The sequence below is a fragment of the Chromobacterium phragmitis genome (assembly GCF_003325475.1).
In the GTDB taxonomy this organism is placed as follows: Bacteria; Pseudomonadota; Gammaproteobacteria; order Burkholderiales; family Chromobacteriaceae; genus Chromobacterium; species Chromobacterium phragmitis.
Window position 1 is genome coordinate 934,097 of record NZ_CP029495.1, and the last position, 17,751, is coordinate 951,847.

11 protein-coding genes and 2 rRNA genes are annotated in these 17,751 nt (G+C 62.9%); 7 read left to right on the plus strand and 6 right to left on the minus strand.

All coding sequences use genetic code 11. The annotated features are described in order from the left end of the window. Positions 1–28: 28 nt before the first annotated feature. Positions 29–1,219 (minus strand): CaiB/BaiF CoA transferase family protein, encoded by a 1,191-nt coding sequence (locus DK842_RS04640; RefSeq protein WP_114060309.1) that lies wholly within the window; start codon positions 1,217–1,219, stop codon positions 29–31. Between the two features lie 219 nt (positions 1,220–1,438). After that, the gene (locus tag DK842_RS04645; protein WP_114060310.1) at positions 1,439–2,626 is read right to left on the minus strand and encodes an acyl-CoA dehydrogenase; all 1,188 of its coding nucleotides are present in this window, start codon (positions 2,624–2,626) and stop codon (positions 1,439–1,441) included. 132 nt (positions 2,627–2,758) lie between these two features. On the opposite strand from DK842_RS04645, the gene DK842_RS04650 reads away from it, so the two are divergent. Then, entirely contained in the window at positions 2,759–3,541 is a 783-nt protein-coding gene (locus tag DK842_RS04650; RefSeq protein ID WP_114063609.1) for an IclR family transcriptional regulator, read from the plus strand. Positions 3,542–3,592: 51 nt separating this feature from the next. Here DK842_RS04650 and DK842_RS04655 read toward each other — a convergent pair whose 3' ends face one another. Next, positions 3,593–4,027: a CBS domain-containing protein gene (locus tag DK842_RS04655; protein ID WP_114060311.1), complete on the minus strand. Its 435-nt coding sequence runs from the start codon at positions 4,025–4,027 to the stop codon at positions 3,593–3,595. A 97-nt stretch (positions 4,028–4,124) separates the two neighbouring features. Further along, a complete protein-coding gene (gene argB, locus DK842_RS04660) occupies positions 4,125–4,994 on the minus strand; it encodes an acetylglutamate kinase (RefSeq protein ID WP_114060312.1) in 870 nt (289 codons plus the stop codon). 167 nt (positions 4,995–5,161) lie between these two features. On the opposite strand from argB, the gene DK842_RS04665 reads away from it, so the two are divergent. The 6 genes from DK842_RS04665 (at position 5,162) to gabD (ending at position 14,273) form a co-directional block, all read left to right on the plus strand. Then, positions 5,162–5,827: a TetR/AcrR family transcriptional regulator gene (locus DK842_RS04665; protein WP_114060313.1), complete on the plus strand. Its 666-nt coding sequence runs from the start codon at positions 5,162–5,164 to the stop codon at positions 5,825–5,827. Continuing rightward, positions 5,824–6,891: an efflux RND transporter periplasmic adaptor subunit gene (locus DK842_RS04670; RefSeq protein WP_114060314.1), complete on the plus strand. Its 1,068-nt coding sequence runs from the start codon at positions 5,824–5,826 to the stop codon at positions 6,889–6,891. The genes DK842_RS04665 and DK842_RS04670 overlap by 4 nt, the downstream gene beginning before the upstream one ends. Before the next feature lie 10 nt (positions 6,892–6,901). Beyond that, complete coding sequence (locus DK842_RS04675) at positions 6,902–9,991, plus strand: efflux RND transporter permease subunit (protein ID WP_114060315.1); 3,090 nt, start codon at positions 6,902–6,904, stop codon at positions 9,989–9,991. Next, positions 9,988–11,298: a TolC family outer membrane protein gene (locus DK842_RS04680; protein WP_114060316.1), complete on the plus strand. Its 1,311-nt coding sequence runs from the start codon at positions 9,988–9,990 to the stop codon at positions 11,296–11,298. The genes DK842_RS04675 and DK842_RS04680 overlap by 4 nt, the downstream gene beginning before the upstream one ends. A 179-nt stretch (positions 11,299–11,477) precedes the next feature. After that, positions 11,478–12,743, plus strand: coding sequence for a 4-aminobutyrate--2-oxoglutarate transaminase (gabT, locus tag DK842_RS04685; RefSeq protein ID WP_114060317.1), 1,266 nt, complete (start codon positions 11,478–11,480; stop codon positions 12,741–12,743). A 69-nt stretch (positions 12,744–12,812) separates the two neighbouring features. Then, entirely contained in the window at positions 12,813–14,273 is a 1,461-nt protein-coding gene (gabD, locus tag DK842_RS04690) for an NADP-dependent succinate-semialdehyde dehydrogenase (RefSeq protein WP_114060318.1), read from the plus strand. Positions 14,274–14,403: 130 nt separating this feature from the next. Here gabD and rrf read toward each other — a convergent pair. Next, positions 14,404–14,518: ribosomal RNA gene (rrf, locus tag DK842_RS04695) — 5S ribosomal RNA — on the minus strand. A gap of 125 nt (positions 14,519–14,643) precedes the next feature. Then, a 23S ribosomal RNA gene (locus DK842_RS04700) occupies positions 14,644–17,533 on the minus strand. Between the last annotated feature and the right edge of the window lie 218 nt (positions 17,534–17,751).

Consider the following 17,751-nt stretch of genomic DNA (forward strand, 5'->3'; position numbering starts at 1 on the left):
TGTCACGCCGTCAAAATCAAACAAGCGTTTAAACGGTGCCATTGTTGCGCAATGCGACAATGTCCGAGTCCACGTAACCCAGCGCGCGCAAGATCTGCTCAGTATGTTCTCCCAGGGCGGGAGGGGCCAGATTGTACTCTACCGGCGTGCCGGAAAGTTTGATCGGACACCCTACCAGCGGCACTTGCTGTCCGGCGGCGTCGCGCATCTCCAGCTGCATCTCCCTCGCCTGCGCCTGAGGATCGTCGAAGGCCTCCGCCACATTGTTGATCGGCCCGCAGGGCACGCCGGCCTTGTCCAGCGCGGCCAGCCAGTAATCGCGTCCATGGTGGCGGAAGGCTTGCGCCAGCAGCGGCACCAGTTGCACGCGATGGGCGACGCGCTGCGGATTGGTGGCGTAGCGGGGATCTCGCGCCCATTGCGGCTGGCCGATCAGCCGGCACACCTCGGCGAACTGCTTGTCGTTGCCGCAGGCCAGGATGAAATAGCCGTCGGAGGCGGCGAACACCTGGTAGGGCACGATATTGGCGTGGGCGTTGCCCAGCCGAGGCGGCACATTATGCCCGACCAGCCAGTTGGAGGCGACATTGGCCAACATCGCCAGCGAGCAGTCGAACAGCGCCATGTCGATATGCTGGCCGGCGCCGCTGCGCTCGCGGGCGATCAGCGCCGCCTGCACCGCGTTGGCGGCATACAAGCCGGTGAACAGGTCCGACACCGCCACGCCCACCTTGTGCGGCTCGCCGTCGGCCGGCCCGGTGATGCTCATCAGGCCGGACATGCCCTGCACGATGTAGTCGTAGCCTGCCAGGCTGGCGTAGGGGCCGGTCTGGCCGAAACCGGTGATCGAGCAATACACCAGCCTGGGGTTGACGGCCTTCAGGCTGTCGTAATCCAGCCCGTACTTCCTCAAGCCGCCCACTTTGTAGTTCTCCAGCACCACATCGGCGTCGGCCGCCAGCTTGCGCACGATGTCCTGGCCGGCCGGCTGGGCGATGTCCACCGTCAGCGAGCGCTTGCCGCGGTTGGTGCACAAAAAATAGGCGGCCTTGCCGTCAGACAGGCTGGGCGGCGACCACTGCCTGGTGTCGTCGCCGCAGCCCGGCTTCTCTATCTTGATCACCTCCGCGCCCAGGTCCGCCAACAACTGGCTGGCCCACGGTCCCGCCAGCACCCGGCTCAGGTCCACCACCTTGATGCCCGACAACGCTCCTGCCATCTCGCCTGCCTCCCTGCTTTGGATGTCGATGATGCCGCCCGTTCGCGGCGCGCACGCGCCGTCCCGGCAGTTTCAGTGTAGCAATCGCTGATATTCCAGGCACTGTCCCTCACCCTCCTCGCAATTCCGGCCGGAAAAAAAAGTGGCCCGGCAAGGCCGGGCCAACAAAGGACAGACAGGAATCAACGGCGCGGCCGGCCCTCCGGCCGCGCCGGCTTATCAGGCAAATGCCTGAATACCGGTCTGGGCTCGGCCCAGAATCAGGGCATGCACGTCGTGCGTGCCCTCATAAGTGTTGACCGCCTCCAGATTCATCACATGGCGTATCACATGGAATTCGTCGCTGATGCCGTTGCCGCCATGCATGTCGCGGGCGACGCGGGCGATGTCCAAGGCCTTGCCGCAGTTGTTGCGCTTGATCAGCGAGATCATTTCCGGCGCGGCCTGCCCCTCATCCATCAGCCGGCCGACTCGCAACGCGGCGGAAAGCCCCAGCGCGATCTCGGTCTGCATATTGGCCAGCTTCAGCTGGATCAGCTGGTTGGCGGCCAGCGGCCGGCCGAACTGCTGGCGGTCCAGCGTGTACTGGCGCGCGGCGTGCCAACAGAACTCGGCGGCGCCCATCGCGCCCCAGGCGATGCCGTAGCGCGCCTTGTTCAGGCAGCCGAACGGTCCCTTCAGGCCTTTGACGCCGGGCAGCAGTTGCTCGTCCGACACCAGCACGTCGTCCATCACGATTTCGCCGGTGATGGACGCGCGCAAGGAAAACTTGCCGTGGATGGCGGGCGCCGACAGCCCCTTCATCCCCTTTTCCAGGATGAAGCCGCGAATCTCGTCATCGTCGTCCTTGGCCCAGACCACGAACACGTCGGCGGCCGGGCTATTGGTGATCCACATCTTGCTGCCGGACAGCAGATAGCCGCCGTCCACCTTGCGGGCGCGGGTCTTCATGCTGGCGGGGTCGGAACCGGAGTCCGGCTCGGTCAGGCCAAAGCATCCCAGCCATTCGCCGCTGGCGAGCTTGGGCAGGTACTTGTCCTTCTGCGCGTCGGAACCGTAAGCCCAGATCGGGTGCATCACCAGGGATGACTGCACGCTCATCGCCGAGCGGTAGCCTGAGTCCACCCGCTCCACCTCGCGCGCCACCAGGCCGTAGGCGACATGCGACAGACCGGCGCAGCCATAGCCTTCTATCGTGCAGCCGAGGAAGCCCAGCTCGCCCATCTCGTTGATGATGTCGCGGTCGAAACGTTCTTCGCGGTTGGCGGTCAACACCCGCGGCAACAGCCGCTCCTGGCAATACTCGTGCGCGCTTTGCCGCACCAGCCGCTCCTCATCGGTCAACTGGTCCTGCAACAGCAAGGGATCTTCCCAAGCGAACGGGGCGCGCTGTGTGGATGCTGCCATCTGCCTTCTCCCACTCAGTTCCGCATTGCGGAATTAAATTTCACCATGCAAAATAGACTAAACACTCTGCCGCGCGCTTGTAAAGCGATTTATTTGTCATGCGGCAATTTCTTTGTCGCAATGGGGAACAAGATGCAACAACAAGAAGACCGCCAATTCGTCACCGCGCTGGCGCGAGGCCTGGAAGTGCTGGCGGCGTTCCGCCCCGGCGAGGTCGCGCTGTCCAACCAGGAACTGGCGCGCCGCACCGGGCTGCCCAAGTCCACGGTATCCCGGCTCAGTTACACGCTGACCCGGCTGGGTTATCTGCAACAGGAAGGGGACGGCGGCCAATACAAGCTGGGACTGGCGCTGCTGGCGCTGGGGTCGGCGGCGCTGGCCGGCTACGACGCGCGCGCGGCGGCCGCGCCCTTGATGCGGGAGTTCGCGCTGGCCAACAATGTGTCGGTCAGCCTGGCGCTGTGCGACGGCAGCGACATGGTGTATCTGGAAACCTGCCGCAGCCAGGCCCGGGTATCGGTGCAGCTGGCCACCGGCTCGCGGGTGCCGCTGGCCACCACCGCGATCGGCCGGGCCTACTTCGCCGGCCTGCCGCCGCAGGAACGCGAGGCGCTGCTGCCGCTCCTGGCCGAACGCCACGGCAGCGACTGGCCGGCATTGCGCTCGCGGCTGCTGCAGACCTGCGCCGACTACGGCGTCCATGGCTACACCGCATCCTTCGGCGAGTACGAGCCCGACGTGATGGCGGTGGGCATCCACCTGCCGGCGCTCTTGCCCGGCCAGCCGGCGATGGCGCTCAACGCCAGCGGCCCGGCCTTCGCCTTCGACGAGGCGGCGATGCGCCAGCGCGTGGCGCCGGCGCTGCAGGCGCTGCGCCAGCGCATCTCGCCGCTGCCGGCAAGCCCATCGCCTTGAAACGACGACGGCCCGCTTCTCGGCGGGCCGTCGACAGGATTGCGCGGGGAATCAGGCGGACTGGATGTAATGGACCAGGTGGTTGATCACCTGCTCCTGCTCTTCTATGGTCGACCTCACCAAGTCGCCGATGGACAGGATGCCCAGCACGGTCTGGTCCTCCATCACCGGCAAGTGGCGGATGCGCTTCTCCGTCATCAGCGCCATGCATTGATCCAGCGTCTGCTGCGGCGTCACGTACACCACGCGGCTGGTCATGATGTCGCGCACCTTGGTCCCGGCCGAGGTGCGGCCCTGCAGCACGATGCGGCGGGCGTAATCGCGCTCGGAGAAAATGCCGACGATGTCGCCGGACTCCATCACCAGCACCGCGCCGATATCGTTCTCCGCCATCACCTGCAGCGCCTGGAACACGGTGCTGTCCGGCGTCACGTACACCAGCGCCCGATTGGGTTTGCTGTCCAGAAGTTGTCTCACGGTCTGCATGCTGCCTCCCCTTGTGACCCGCGGCGCCAGAGCGCGCGGCATGCCATTACTATAGCCCACCGCGGCAAGCGGCTCCACGTCCGCCGGACAGCCGCGCTCAGGCGCGGATCATGGTGCCCACGCCGGCCGCGGTGAGGATTTCCAGCAGCAACGCGTGCTTGACCCGGCCATCGATGATATGAACCGAGTTGACGCCGCTCTTGGCCGCGTCCAGCGCCGAGCTGATCTTGGGCAGCATGCCGCCTGACAGCGTGCCGTCGGCAAACAGCTCGTCGATGCGCTGCGCGGTCAGCCCGGTCAGCAGTTGGCCTTGCTTGTCCAGCACGCCCGGCGTGTTGGTCATCAGCACCAGCTTTTCCGCCTGCAGCGTTTCCGCCAGCTTGCCGGCCACCAAATCGGCGTTGATGTTGTAGGCTTCGCCATCCAGGCCCACGCCTATCGGCGCCACGACCGGGATGAAGTCCTGGCTGTCCAGCAGCGACACCAGCGACGGATCGATGGATTCGATCTCGCCGACTTGCCCGATATCGATGGCTTCGTCGCCTTCAGCCTTCAGAAACAGCTTGCGGGCGCGGATGAAGTGGCCGTCCTTGCCGGTCAAGCCCACCGCCTTGCCGCCGTGCTTGTTGATCAGCGACACGATCTCCTTGTTGACCAGGCCGCCCAACACCATTTCCACCACCTCCATGGTCTCGGCGTCGGTCACCCGCATGCCCTGGATAAACTCTCCCTGCTTGCCGACCCGGGTCAAGAGATCGTTGATCTGCGGGCCGCCGCCGTGCACCACCACCGGGTTGATGCCCACCAGCTTGAGCAGCACCACGTCTTTGGCGAAGCCCTCCTTCAAGGCCTCGTCGGTCATCGCGTTGCCGCCGTACTTGATCACGATGGTCTTGCCCGCGAACTCGCGGATATAGGGCAAGGCTTCTGCGAGGATCTGCGCTTTCTCTGCTGCTTCGGTGGCCATGGCCTTCTCCAGGATGCTTGCGCCGCGCCGGCCGGGCGGCGTCGTAATGGGGTCAATGTGTTGCATTTTAATCAAGCCAATTACTGAACTGTTATTTATTAATTGCGGCGCGGCGTCATATTGGCCTAGAGTCGACAATTACTGAACAATAATTCAGATATGCAACGATGGCACAAGCACAAGCCTCGCGCTGGCAGCGCAAGAAAGACGCCCGGCCCAGCGAAATCCTGGACGCCGCGCTGACCCTGTTCGTGGAAAAGGGCTACAACGCCACCAAGATGGAAGACATCGCCCGCGCCGCCGGCGTCACCAAGGGCACGCCCTATCTGTACTTCCAGAACAAGGAAGAAATCTTCAAGGCGGTGGTGCGCGAAACCATCGTCGCCCGCGTGCATGCGATGAGCGCCCAGCTGGCCCAGCTTCACGGCATCGGCAGCAGCGAGCTGCTGTTCCTGGCGCTGGACGACTGGTGGACCCATATCGGCTCCACCCGCGCCGCCGGCCTGTGCAAGCTGATGGCCGCCGAAGCCACCAACTTCCCGGAGCTGACCCGCTTCTATTACGACGAAGCCATCCTGCCGGCGCGCCACTTGCTGGGCCACATCATCCAGCGCGGCATGGACAACGGCGAGTTCCGCCCCGTGCCGCTCGACTACGCGATCGACGCGCTGACCGCGCCGATGATGATGACGATGATACTCAGCCATTCCTTCGCCCTGGTGCCCGGCTGTTGCGACAGCATCAAGGCCAATCCGCTCGAATTTCTCAAGACCTCTCTGCAACTGACATTGCAAGGCATGCACCAGCCCTCGCCCCTGGACGACCGCTCATGAAAAGCCCTCAAGCCCTTGGCCTCGCGCTCATCGCCGCGCTGGCCCTTTCCGCCTGCCAGGACAAGGCCGCCGCGCCCGAAGACATCCGTCCTGTGCGCTACATCGTCGCCGGCGGCCAAGCGGAAATCGGCGGCGACAGCTACGCCGGCGAGATCCGCGCCCGCAATGAAACCCAGCTCGCTTTCCGCGTGGCCGGCAAAGTGGCGGCCAAGCTCGTCAACAACGGCGAACGCGTAAAGAAAGGCCAACCGCTGGCGCGGCTGGATCCCAGCGACTACCAGCTGGACCTGGCGGCCAAACAGGCGCAGCTGGCGGCGGCCGAATCCGACCTCGCCCAGCAGCAGCTCAATCTGAAACGCTATCGCGAACTGCTGGCCAAGCAATTCATCAGCCAGGCCCAGGTGGACGCGCAGCAGAACGGCGTCAACGCCGCCCAGGCCAAGCTCAAGCAGGCGCGCGCGGCGCTGGACGCCAGCCGCAACCAGACCGGCTACGCGACGCTGGCGGCCGACGCCGACGGCGTGGTCAGCCAGGTGCAGGCCGAGCCCGGCCTGGTGGTGGCGGCCGGCCAGCCGGTGGCCAAGCTGTCGCAAGACGGCCCGCGCGAAGTGGCGATCCAGGTGCCGGAAAACGCATTGGACGCGGTGCGCCGGGCCGGCGGCTTCCGCGTGACGCTGTGGAAGGGCGGCGCGCCGCTGGAGGGCAAGCTGCGCGAGCTTTCCGCCGACGCCGATCCCGCCACCCGCACCTATCCGGCGCGCATCGCGCTGTCCGGCGACAGCCGCAGCCTGCAACTGGGCATGACCGCCGCCATCGCCCTGCCCGCACGGGTTTCCGGCGAGCTGAAACTGCCGTTGACCGCGATTCTGGACCTGCAGGGCAAGCACTATGTCTGGACGGTGGACGACAAGACGCTGCGCGTCAGCCGCAAGCCGGTCGAGGTGGCGTCGATAGACAGCGACGGCGCGTCGATCGCCTCAGGCGCGCGCGCCGGCGACAAGATCGTCACCGCCGGCGTGCATCTGCTGCGCGAAGGCCAGCGCGTGAAGCTGCTGGGCCAGTGAGGACGCGGCGATGAAAAAACTGAATCTGTCCGAATGGGCGCTGCAGCACCAGCCGCTGGTGCGCTTCCTGATGGTGATGCTGATGCTGGCAGGCGCATGGGCCTACACCCAGCTGGGCCAGAAGGAAGACCCGGAGTTCACCTTCAAGGCGATGCTGGTGCAAGCCAACTGGCCCGGCGCCAGCACGGTGGAAATGGAGCGCCAGGTCACCGACAAGCTGGAAGAAAAGCTGCAGGAGATGGGCGAGATCGACTATGTGCAAAGCTACACCAAGCCGGGCGAGACCCTGCTGATCGTGTCGCTGCGCGAGGACGTGCCGCCCAAGAACGTGCCGCAGTTGTGGTACCAGGTGCGCAAGAAGCTGGGCGACATCGCCTATGCCTTGCCCGCCGGCGCGCAGGGACCGTTCTTCAACGACGAGTTCGGCGACACCTTCGGCAACATCTACGCCTTCAGCGGCGACGGCTTCAGCTACGAGGAGCTGCGCCGCTACGTCGAGGCCTCCAAGCAAGAGCTGCTGCGGGTGCCGGACGTGGCCAAGGTGCAGCTGCTGGGCAAGCAGGAACAGCAAATCCACGTCGACCTGTCCAGCGCCAAGCTGGCCAGCCTGGGACTGGACCGCCGCGCCATCTGGCAGGCGCTGCAGCAGCAAAACGCGATGACGCCGGCCGGCACGTATGAAACCGCGACCGACCGCATCTGGGTGCGCCCCACCGGCAAGTTCGACTCGGTGGCGGCGGTGGCGGCCACGCCGGTCAGCGCCGGCGGCCGCACCTTCAAGCTGGGCGACATCGCGACCGTGTCGCGCGGCTACATCGATCCGCCCGTCACCAGCGTGCGCTTCAACGGCAAGCCGGTGCTGGCGCTGGCCATCAGCATGAAGAGCGGCGGCGACGTGCTGAAACTGGGCGCCGGCCTGGACCAAGCCATCGCCCGCATCAAAAGCAAGCTGCCGCTGGGCGTGGAGATCCACGCCGTGTCCGACCAGCCCAAGGTGGTGCACGACGCGGTGGGCGAATTCATGCGCTCGCTGGTGGAGGCGGTGGTGATCGTGCTCGCCGTCAGCTTCTTCAGCCTGGGCCTGCGCACCGGCGTGGTGGTGGCGCTGTCCATACCGCTGGTGCTGGCGATGACCTTCCTCGCCATGTACTTCTTCAATATCGACTTGCAACGCATTTCGCTGGGCTCGCTGATCATCGCGCTGGGCCTGCTGGTGGACGACGCCATCATCGCGGTGGAGATGATGGCGCTGAAGCTGGAACAAGGCTGGAACAAGTTCCAGGCCGCCACGTTCGCCTACACCAGCACCGCCTTTCCGATGCTGACCGGCACCCTGATCACCGCCGCCACCTTCCTGCCGGTGGGCCTGGCCAAGTCCATGGCCGGCGAATACGTGTTCAGTCTGTTCGCCGTGGTGGGCATCGCGCTGGTGCTGTCGTGGATCGTCGCCGTGGTGTTCACGCCCTTCCTGGGCTACAAGCTGCTGTCCAGCCATCCGCACCACGGCGAACAGCGCGACGTCTACCAGAAGCCGTTCTATCTGCGCTTCCGCCGCGCGGTGGAGTGGTGCCTGGATCACCGCAAGACGGTGATCGCCGCCACGTTGGGCGTTTTCATTCTGTCGCTGCTGGCGTTCAGGCTGCTGGTCGCGCAGCAATTCTTCCCCTCATCCAACCGCCCCGAGCTGATGGTGGACATGTGGCTGCCGCGCGGCGCCAGCTACCACGCCACGCTGGAGCAGGTGGAGAAGATGGAAAGACTGGCCAAGGCCGACGCCAACGTCATCAGCGTCACCAGCTATGTCGGCAGCGGCAGCCCGCGCTTCTACCTGCCGCTGGACCAACAGATGCAGCACACCAACTACGCCCAGCTGATGGTGATGACGAAAGACGAGCACGTGCGCGAGGCCGTGAAAAAGCGGCTGGAAGGCATCTTCGACAACGACTTCCCGCTGGTGCGCGGCCGGGTCACCCGGCTGGAAAACGGCCCTCCGGTCGGCTACCCGGTGCAGTTCCGCGTGATGGGCCCGGATCACGACCAGGTGCGCAAGATCGCCGACCAAGTGGAGGCGCTGGTGCGCAAACATCCGTCCACGCTGCACGTGAACCAGAACTGGGGAGAGCAGGTGAAGGCGCTGCGCATCGACATCGACCAGGACAAGGCCAGCGCGCTGGGGCTGAGTTCGCAGCAGCTGTCGCAGCAGCTGCAAATGCTGATTTCCGGCTCCGCCGTCAGCGCCTACCGCGAAGACGACCAGAGCATCGCCATCGTCGCCCGCCTCAATCCCGGCGAGCAGCGGAATGTCGCCGCGCTGGGCAGCCTGATGGTGCAGACCGGCAGCGGCCGTTTCGTGCCGGTGTCGCAGATCGGGCACATCCGCTATGAGCCGGAGGAAGGCATCATCTGGCGGCGCAACCGGCTGCCTGCCATCACCGTCAGCGCCGATGCGGTGGACGGCGTGCAGGGCGCGGACGTGTCCGGCCAACTGCAGCCCCAGATGCAGGCGCTGGAGCGCACGCTGCCGCTGGGCTACCACATCGAAACCGGCGGGGTGCTGGAGTCCAGCGGCAAGTCGCAGCGCGCCATCGCCGCCGTCGCGCCCTTGATGATTGTTGTAGTTCTGACACTCCTGATGCTGCAGCTGCACAGTTTCCAGCGCACGCTGATGGTGGTGCTGACCGCGCCGCTCGGCATGATAGGCGTCACCCTGACGCTGATCTTGTTCCGCGCGCCTTTCGGCTTCGTCGCCATGCTGGGCGTGATCGCGCTGTCGGGCATGATCATGCGCAATTCGGTCATCCTGGTGGACCAGATTGAGCAAGACATTCGCGAAGGCATAGACCGCTTCGAAGCCATCGTCGGTTCCACCGTGCGGCGCTTTAGGCCCATAATGCTGACGGCATTGGCCGCCATTCTGGCAATGATTCCATTGACCCGCAGCACGTTCTGGGGTCCGATGGCGGTCGCCATCATGGGAGGACTGCTGGTGGCCACCGTGCTGACCCTGCTGTTCCTGCCGGCGCTGTACGCCCAATGGTTCCGCGTCGGCCGCGACGAGCGGCAGCCTCCAGCCCAACCGCAAGAACAAGAGCACACATGAAGAATCACAGCCTCACTCTGATCGCCCTGCTGGCGCTGGGATCCGCGCTGCCGGCCCAGGCCTTCGATCTGGTCGGCGCCTGGCAGGCCGCCCGCGACTACAATGCCGACTTCGCCGCCGCCCGCGCCCAGCGCGAAGCCGGCCAGGAAAAACTGGTGCAGGGCCGCTCGCAGCTGCTGCCCCAGGCCAGCGTCAGCGGCAACTACAGCTACACCAACCCCATCCAGCCCTCGTCCGCCCAGCGGCGCTATGAATCTCACGGCTACAATGTCGGCGTGCAGCAGCCGTTGTTCGATGTCGGCAAATACACCGGCTACCAAAAAGGCAAGATCGGCACCCTGCTGGCCGACACCGCGTTCAGCGCCGCCGAGCAGCAGCTGATCCTGGACATCGCCCAGGCTTACTTCGACGTGCTGCGCGCCCGCGACACGCTGGCCGCCACCCGCGCCAGCAAGAAAACCTATCAAAACCTGCTGGAGCAGGCCAAGACCGCGTTCGAGGTGGGCACCGCCACCATCACCGACACTCATGAGGCGCAAGCGGGCTACGATGGCGCGGTGGCGCAGGAAATCAGCGACGCCAACAACCTGGAACTGGCCGAGAACAATCTGAAGCGGCTGACCGGACTGGAGCCCTCCGCCATCCAGAGCGTGCGCGAGCAACTGCCTCTCGACCCGCCCAAGCCCGCCGGGCTGGATGCCTGGGTCGGCATGGCGCTGCGCGGCAGCTTGAAGATACAGAACGCCGAACAAAACCTGCAGTTGACCGAGCAGACCATCACCGAGAAGCGGGGCAACCATCTGCCTACGGTCAACCTCACCGCCGGCTACAACGACGCCATCAGCAATCAGCCCAGCCTGTTCAACCAGCAGCACACGCGCGGCAGCTCGGTCGGCGTCACGGTCACGCTGCCGCTGTTCGCCGGCGGCGGCATCAACTCGCAGGTGCGCGAAGCCGTGGCCCAGCGCGATGCCGCGCGCGACCAGCTGGAAGCCGCCCGCCGCCAGGTGAAGGAAGACGTGCGCAAGGCCTTTCTGGGCGTCACCAACGGCGCGGCGCTGGTCCGCGCCCAGCAGCAACTGCTGGTTTCGGCCAAGAGCAAGGTGGAATCCACCCGCCTGGGCAAGGAAGTAGGCATCCGCACCAGCATCGATCTGCTGCAGGCCGAGCAAGCCTACTACACTGCCCTCACCACGCTGGCCAACGCCAAGTACAGCTACCTGACGGCCAAGCTGGCGCTGGCGCAATCCGCCGGCCAGCTGCAGCCGGAGACCCTGGGCGAAGTCAATCAATTGATCGTGCGCTGAGCACGGAACGCCCCCAGAACGCCTGTGCCGCTTCCGCCACAGGCGTTTAATTTTTTAAGGCGCTCGTAGCTTTTTGCTAAACACCCTCATAGAATGATCCGATGCCGCGCCGGCCATCCCGGCGCCATATTCGACCCGCCGCGGCGGCGACACGATCGCCCGGCACCGAGGAGACTTCCATGAGCCAGCAGCAACTGATGCAACGCAAATCCGACGCCACCCCGCGGGGCGTCGGCGTGATGTGCGGTTTCTTCGCCGACCGCGCCAAGAACGCGGAAGTATGGGATACCGAGGGCCGGCGCTACATCGACTTCGCCGGCGGCATCGGCGTGCTCAACACCGGCCACCTGCACCCGAAAGTAGAAGCCGCAGTGGCGGAGCAGCTATCCCGCTTCAGCCACACCTGCTATCAGGTGGTGCCATACGAGTCCTACATCAGCCTGGCGGAAAAGCTCAACCAGCTGACTCCGGGCAGCCACGCCAAGAAAACCGCGCTGTTCACCACCGGCGCCGAAGCGGTGGAAAACGCGGTGAAAATCGCCCGCGCCGCCACCGGCCGCCCCGGCGTGATCGCCTTCGGCGGCGCCTTCCACGGCCGCACCCTGATGGGCATGGCGTTGACCGGCAAGGTGGCGCCGTACAAGCTGGGCTTCGGCCCCTTCCCCTCCGACGTCTACCACGCGCCGTACCCGAACGCGCTGCACGGCGTGTCGGTGCAAGACTCGCTGGCCGGCCTGGAAAAACTGTTCAAGTTCGACATCGACCCGGCGCGCGTCGCCGCCATCATCTATGAGCCGGTACAGGGCGAAGGCGGCTTTTACGCCGCCCCGGCCGAATGGGTGAAGGCGCTGCGCGCGCTGTGCGACCGCCACGGCATCCTGCTGATCGCCGACGAAGTGCAAACCGGCTTCGCCCGCACCGGCAAGCTGCTGGCGAGCGAGCATTTCGACGCGGTGCCAGACCTGATCACCATGGCAAAATCGCTGGCCGGCGGCTTCCCGCTGTCCGCCGTCACCGGCCGCGCCGAAGTGATGGACGCGCCGGCCCCGGGCGGCTTGGGCGGCACCTATGCCGGCAATCCGCTGGCGCTGGCAGCCGCTCACGCCGTGCTGGACGTGATCGAGAGCGAGAAGCTGAATGAGCGCGCCCAACGCCTGGGCGACGCGCTGAAAGAAAAACTGAACGGCCTCAAGTCAGCCGTGCCGCAGATCGCCGAAGTGCGCGGACTCGGCGCGATGATCGCCGTCGAATTCAACCAGCCCGGCAGCCACACGCCCGACCCGGACTTCGCCAAGAAAGTGCAGCAGCATGCCTTGGCCAACGGCCTGATCCTGCTGACCTGCGGCCTCTACGCCAACGTGGTCCGTTTCCTGTTCCCGCTGACCATCGAAGACGACATCTTCGCCGAGGCGCTGGGCAAGCTGGAAGCGGCACTGAAAGCCTGATCCATCGACACCCCTCCGAGCGGTCCCGCCGAAAGGCGTGTCCGCTCGCTTGCTCAAGGAACACTCGCAATGTTGAATCTGCAAGACTCCTCGCTGCTGCGCCAGCAATGCTATCTCGGCGGCCAATGGCTGGACGCCGACGGCGGCCAGCACATCGCCGTGCACAATCCGGCTACCGGCGAGAAAATCGGCCAAGTACCGAAGATGGGCGCCGCCGAAACCGAGCGCGCCGTCGCCGCCGCCGCGCGCGCCTTCCCGGCCTGGAAGGCCAAGAGCGCCAAGGAGCGCGCCGCCATCCTGCGCCGCTGGTTCGACCTGATCATGGCGCATCAGCAAGACTTGGCGGTCATCCTGACCTCAGAGCAAGGCAAGCCGCTGGCCGAGGCCAAGGGCGAGATCGCCTACGGCGCCAGCTATATCGAGTGGTATGCGGAGGAAGGCAAGCGCGTTTACGGCGACATCGTTCCCGGCCCCGCCGGCGACCGCCGCGTGCTGGTCACCAAGGAACCGATAGGCGTCACCGCCGCCATCACGCCGTGGAACTTCCCCAGCGCGATGATCACCCGCAAGGCCGCGCCGGCGCTGGCCGCCGGCTGCGCCATGGTGGTCCGCCCGGCCAGCCAGACGCCGCTGTCGGCGCTGGCGCTGGCCGAGTTGGCCGAGCGCGCCGGCATCCCGCCGGGCGTATTCTCCGTCATCACCGGCGGCTCCAGCGAAATCGGCGCGGTCCTGACCGGCAACGACGCGGTGAAGAAGTTCTCCTTCACCGGCTCCACCGAAGTCGGCCGCAAGCTGATCGCCCAATGCGCCGGCACGGTAAAGAAGGTATCGATGGAGCTCGGCGGCAACGCGCCCTTCATCGTGTTCGACGACGCCGATCTGGACGCCGCAGTGGAGGGCGCGCTGATCTCCAAATACCGCAACGCCGGCCAGACCTGCGTCTGCGCCAACCGCATCTACGTGCAGGACGGCGTCTACGATGCCTTCGCCGAGAAGTTCGCCGCCGCCGTCGCCACGCTGAAAGTGGGCAACGGCCTGGAGGCAGGCGTGACCCAAGGCCCGCTGATCGACCACAACGCGGTGGCCAAGGTGGAAGAGCACATCGCCGACGCGCTGGCCAAGGGCGGCCGACTGATCGCCGGCGGCAAGCGCCACGCGCTGGGCCACACCTTCTTCGAGCCGACCCTGATTGCCAATGTGAGCAGCGACATGAAAGTGGCTCGCGAGGAAACCTTCGGCCCGTTGGCGCCGCTGTTCCGCTTCCAGACCGAAGAAGAAGCGATCCGTCTGGCCAACGATACCGAGTTCGGTCTGGCCAGCTACTTCTACGCCCGCGACGTCGGCCGCATCTTCCGCGTGGCCGAAGGCCTGGAATACGGCATGGTGGCGGTCAACAGCGGCCTATTGTCCAACGAGGCCGCGCCGTTTGGCGGCGTCAAGCAGTCCGGCCTGGGCCGCGAAGGTTCCAAATACGGCATCGAAGATTATATGGAGATCAAATACGTGCTGCTGGGTGGGCTGGATCGCTGAGCCGAATTATCAGTCAACAGGATTTCTCCGCCATCCCCGCTGTCGAAACAGCGGGGATTTTTTATACCCGTTGACCTCCTCCCACAAAGCACAAAGCCCAGCTCGATAGAGCTGGGCTTGTGTATGAGGCGTCTGGCGGTGTCCTACTTTCACATGGCGAATGCCACACTATCATCGGCGCTAAGATGTTTCACGGTCCTGTTCGGGATGGGAAGGCGTGGGACCATCTCGCTATGGCCACCAGACATAAACTGGCACAAACTGAAAGAAGCCTGAACCAGAGATGTTCTCTGATTCTGAATATTCGGTATCTGATCGTGTCGCACACACTCTATCTTCGTCACTTAGCTCTCTAAGTCACTCAAATGATAGGATCAAGCCTCACGAGCAATTAGTATCGGTTAGCTTCACGCCTCACAGCGCTTCCACACCCGACCTATCAACGTCCTGGTCTCGAACGACTCTTCAGGGAGGTCAAGCCTCCAGGGAAGTCTCATCTTCAGGCAAGTTTCCCGCTTAGATGCTTTCAGCGGTTATCTCTTCCGAACTTAGCTACCCGGCAATGCGACTGGCGTCACAACCGGTACACCAGAGGTTCGTCCACTCCGGTCCTCTCGTACTAGGAGCAGCCCCCGTCAAACTTCCAACGCCCACTGCAGATAGGGACCAAACTGTCTCACGACGTTTTGAACCCAGCTCACGTACCACTTTAAATGGCGAACAGCCATACCCTTGGGACCGGCTACAGCCCCAGGATGTGATGAGCCGACATCGAGGTGCCAAACACCGCCGTCGATGTGAACTCTTGGGCGGTATCAGCCTGTTATCCCCGGAGTACCTTTTATCCGTTGAGCGATGGCCCTTCCATTCAGAACCACCGGATCACTATGTCCTGCTTTCGCACCTGCTCGACTTGTCGGTCTCGCAGTTAAGCTACCTTTTGCCATTGCACTATCAGCACGATTTCCGACCGTACCTAGGTAACCTTCGAACTCCTCCGTTACACTTTGGGAGGAGACCGCCCCAGTCAAACTGCCTACCATGCACTGTCCCCAATCCGGATCACGGACCAAGGTTAGAACCTCAAACACACCAGGGTGGTATTTCAAGGACGGCTCCACCAGAACTAGCGTCCTGGCTTCAAAGCCTCCCACCTATCCTACACAAGTCTGTTCAAAGTCCAATGCAAAGCTACAGTAAAGGTTCACGGGGTCTTTCCGTCTAGCAGCGGGGAGATTGCATCTTCACAAACACTTCAACTTCGCTGAGTCTCAGGAGGAGACAGTGTGGCCATCGTTACGCCATTCGTGCGGGTCGGAACTTACCCGACAAGGAATTTCGCTACCTTAGGACCGTTATAGTTACGGCCGCCGTTTACCGGGGCTTCGATCAAGAGCTTGCACCCCATCACTTAACCTTCCGGCACCGGGCAGGCGTCACACCGTATACGTCCACTTTCGTGTTGGCACAGTGCTGTGTTTTTGTTAAACAGTCGCAGCCACCGATTCTCTGCGACCTGTCAAAGCTTCATCCGCAAGGGACTACACCTCAACAGGCATACCTTCTCCCGAAGTTACGGTATCAATTTGCCGAGTTCCTTCTCCTGAGTTCTCTCAAGCGCCTTAGAATTCTCATCCTGCCCACCTGTGTCGGTTTGCGGTACGGTTCTTGTGTAGCTGAAGCTTAGTGGCTTTTCCTGGAAGCGTGGTATCAGTCACTTCAGGTCCGTAGACCCTCGTCATCACTTCTCGGCGTTAAAGAAGAGCGGATTTGCCTACCCTTCACGCCTACCGGCTTAAACAGACTATTCCAACAGTCTGATGACCTAACCTTCTCCGTCCCCACATCGCACTACACAAAAGTACGGGAATTTTAACCCGTTTCCCATCGACTACGCTTTTCAGCCTCGCCTTAGGGGCCGACTCACCCTACGCCGATGAACGTTGCGTAGGAAACCTTGGGCTTTCGGCGAGCGGGCTTTTCACCCGCTTTATCGCTACTCATGTCAGCATTCGCACTTCTGATATCTCCAGCATCCCTTACGAGACACCTTCACAGACCTACAGAACGCTCCCCTACCACGCACAGTAAACTGTGCATCCGCAGCTTCGGTTATCAGTTTGAGCCCCGTTACATCTTCCGCGCAGGACGACTCGACCAGTGAGCTATTACGCTTTCTTTAAATGATGGCTGCTTCTAAGCCAACATCCTGGCTGTCTAGGCCTTCCCACTTCGTTTACCACTTAACTGATCATTTGGGACCTTAGCTGGCGGTCTGGGTTGTTTCCCTCTTGACAATGGACGTTAGCACCCACTGTCTGTCTGCCAAGCTCGCACTTTCCGGTATTCAGAGTTTGCCATGGTTTGGTAAATCGCAATGACCCCCTAGCCATAACAGTGCTTTACCCCCGGAAGTGATACTTGACGCACTACCTAAATAGTTTTCGGGGAGAACCAGCTATCTCCGAGTTTGTTTAGCCTTTCACCCCTATCCACAGCTCATCCCCTAGTTTTGCAACACTAGTGGGTTCGGACCTCCAGTGCGTGTTACCGCACCTTCATCCTGGCCATGGATAGATCACTCGGTTTCGGGTCTACGCCCAGCAACTAAGACGCCCTATTCGGACTCGGTTTCCCTACGCCTCCCCTATTCGGTTAAGCTTGCTACTGAACGTAAGTCGCTGACCCATTATACAAAAGGTACGCAGTCACGGAACAAGTCCGCTCCCACTGTTTGTATGCATCCGGTTTCAGGTTCTATTTCACTCCCCTCCCGGGGTTCTTTTCGCCTTTCCCTCACGGTACTGGTTCACTATCGGTCGATCATGAGTATTTAGCCTTGGAGGATGGTCCCCCCATCTTCAGACAGGATTTCTCGTGTCCCGCCCTACTTGTCGACTGCCTAGTTCTTGCGATGCGTTTTCGTGTACGGGGCTATCACCCACTATGGCGGTCCTTTCCATGAACCTTCCACTAACGCAACTCATAACACAGTCAGGCTGTTCCGCGTTCGCTCGCCACTACTTACGGAATCTCGGTTGATTTCTTTTCCTTCAGCTACTTAGATGTTTCAGTTCGCTGAGTTCGCCTCCTCTGACCTATGGATTCAGTCAGGGATCTCCTTGCGGAGGGGTTTCCCCATTCGGACATCGCGGGATCAAAGCTCTATTGCCAGCTCCCCCGCGCTTTTCGCAGGCTTACACGTCCTTCATCGCCTATGATCGCCAAGGCATCCACCAGATGCACTTAGTCGCTTGACCCTATCATTTCAGTAACCTAAATTACCGCAACAACAGAGAGTGTTTGTGCGACGACTGCACCGCCCCTTTTGATATGGCGACGCAGCCTTAGATACAATCAAATACCCAAGATGACGATTCATTCAACATGCAGAATTAACTCCATGTCGTTTGTCTCGCCGTCTTTATATATTCGGCTTCTTCAGTTTGTTAAAGATCGGGCGTTTATACAACGCAAA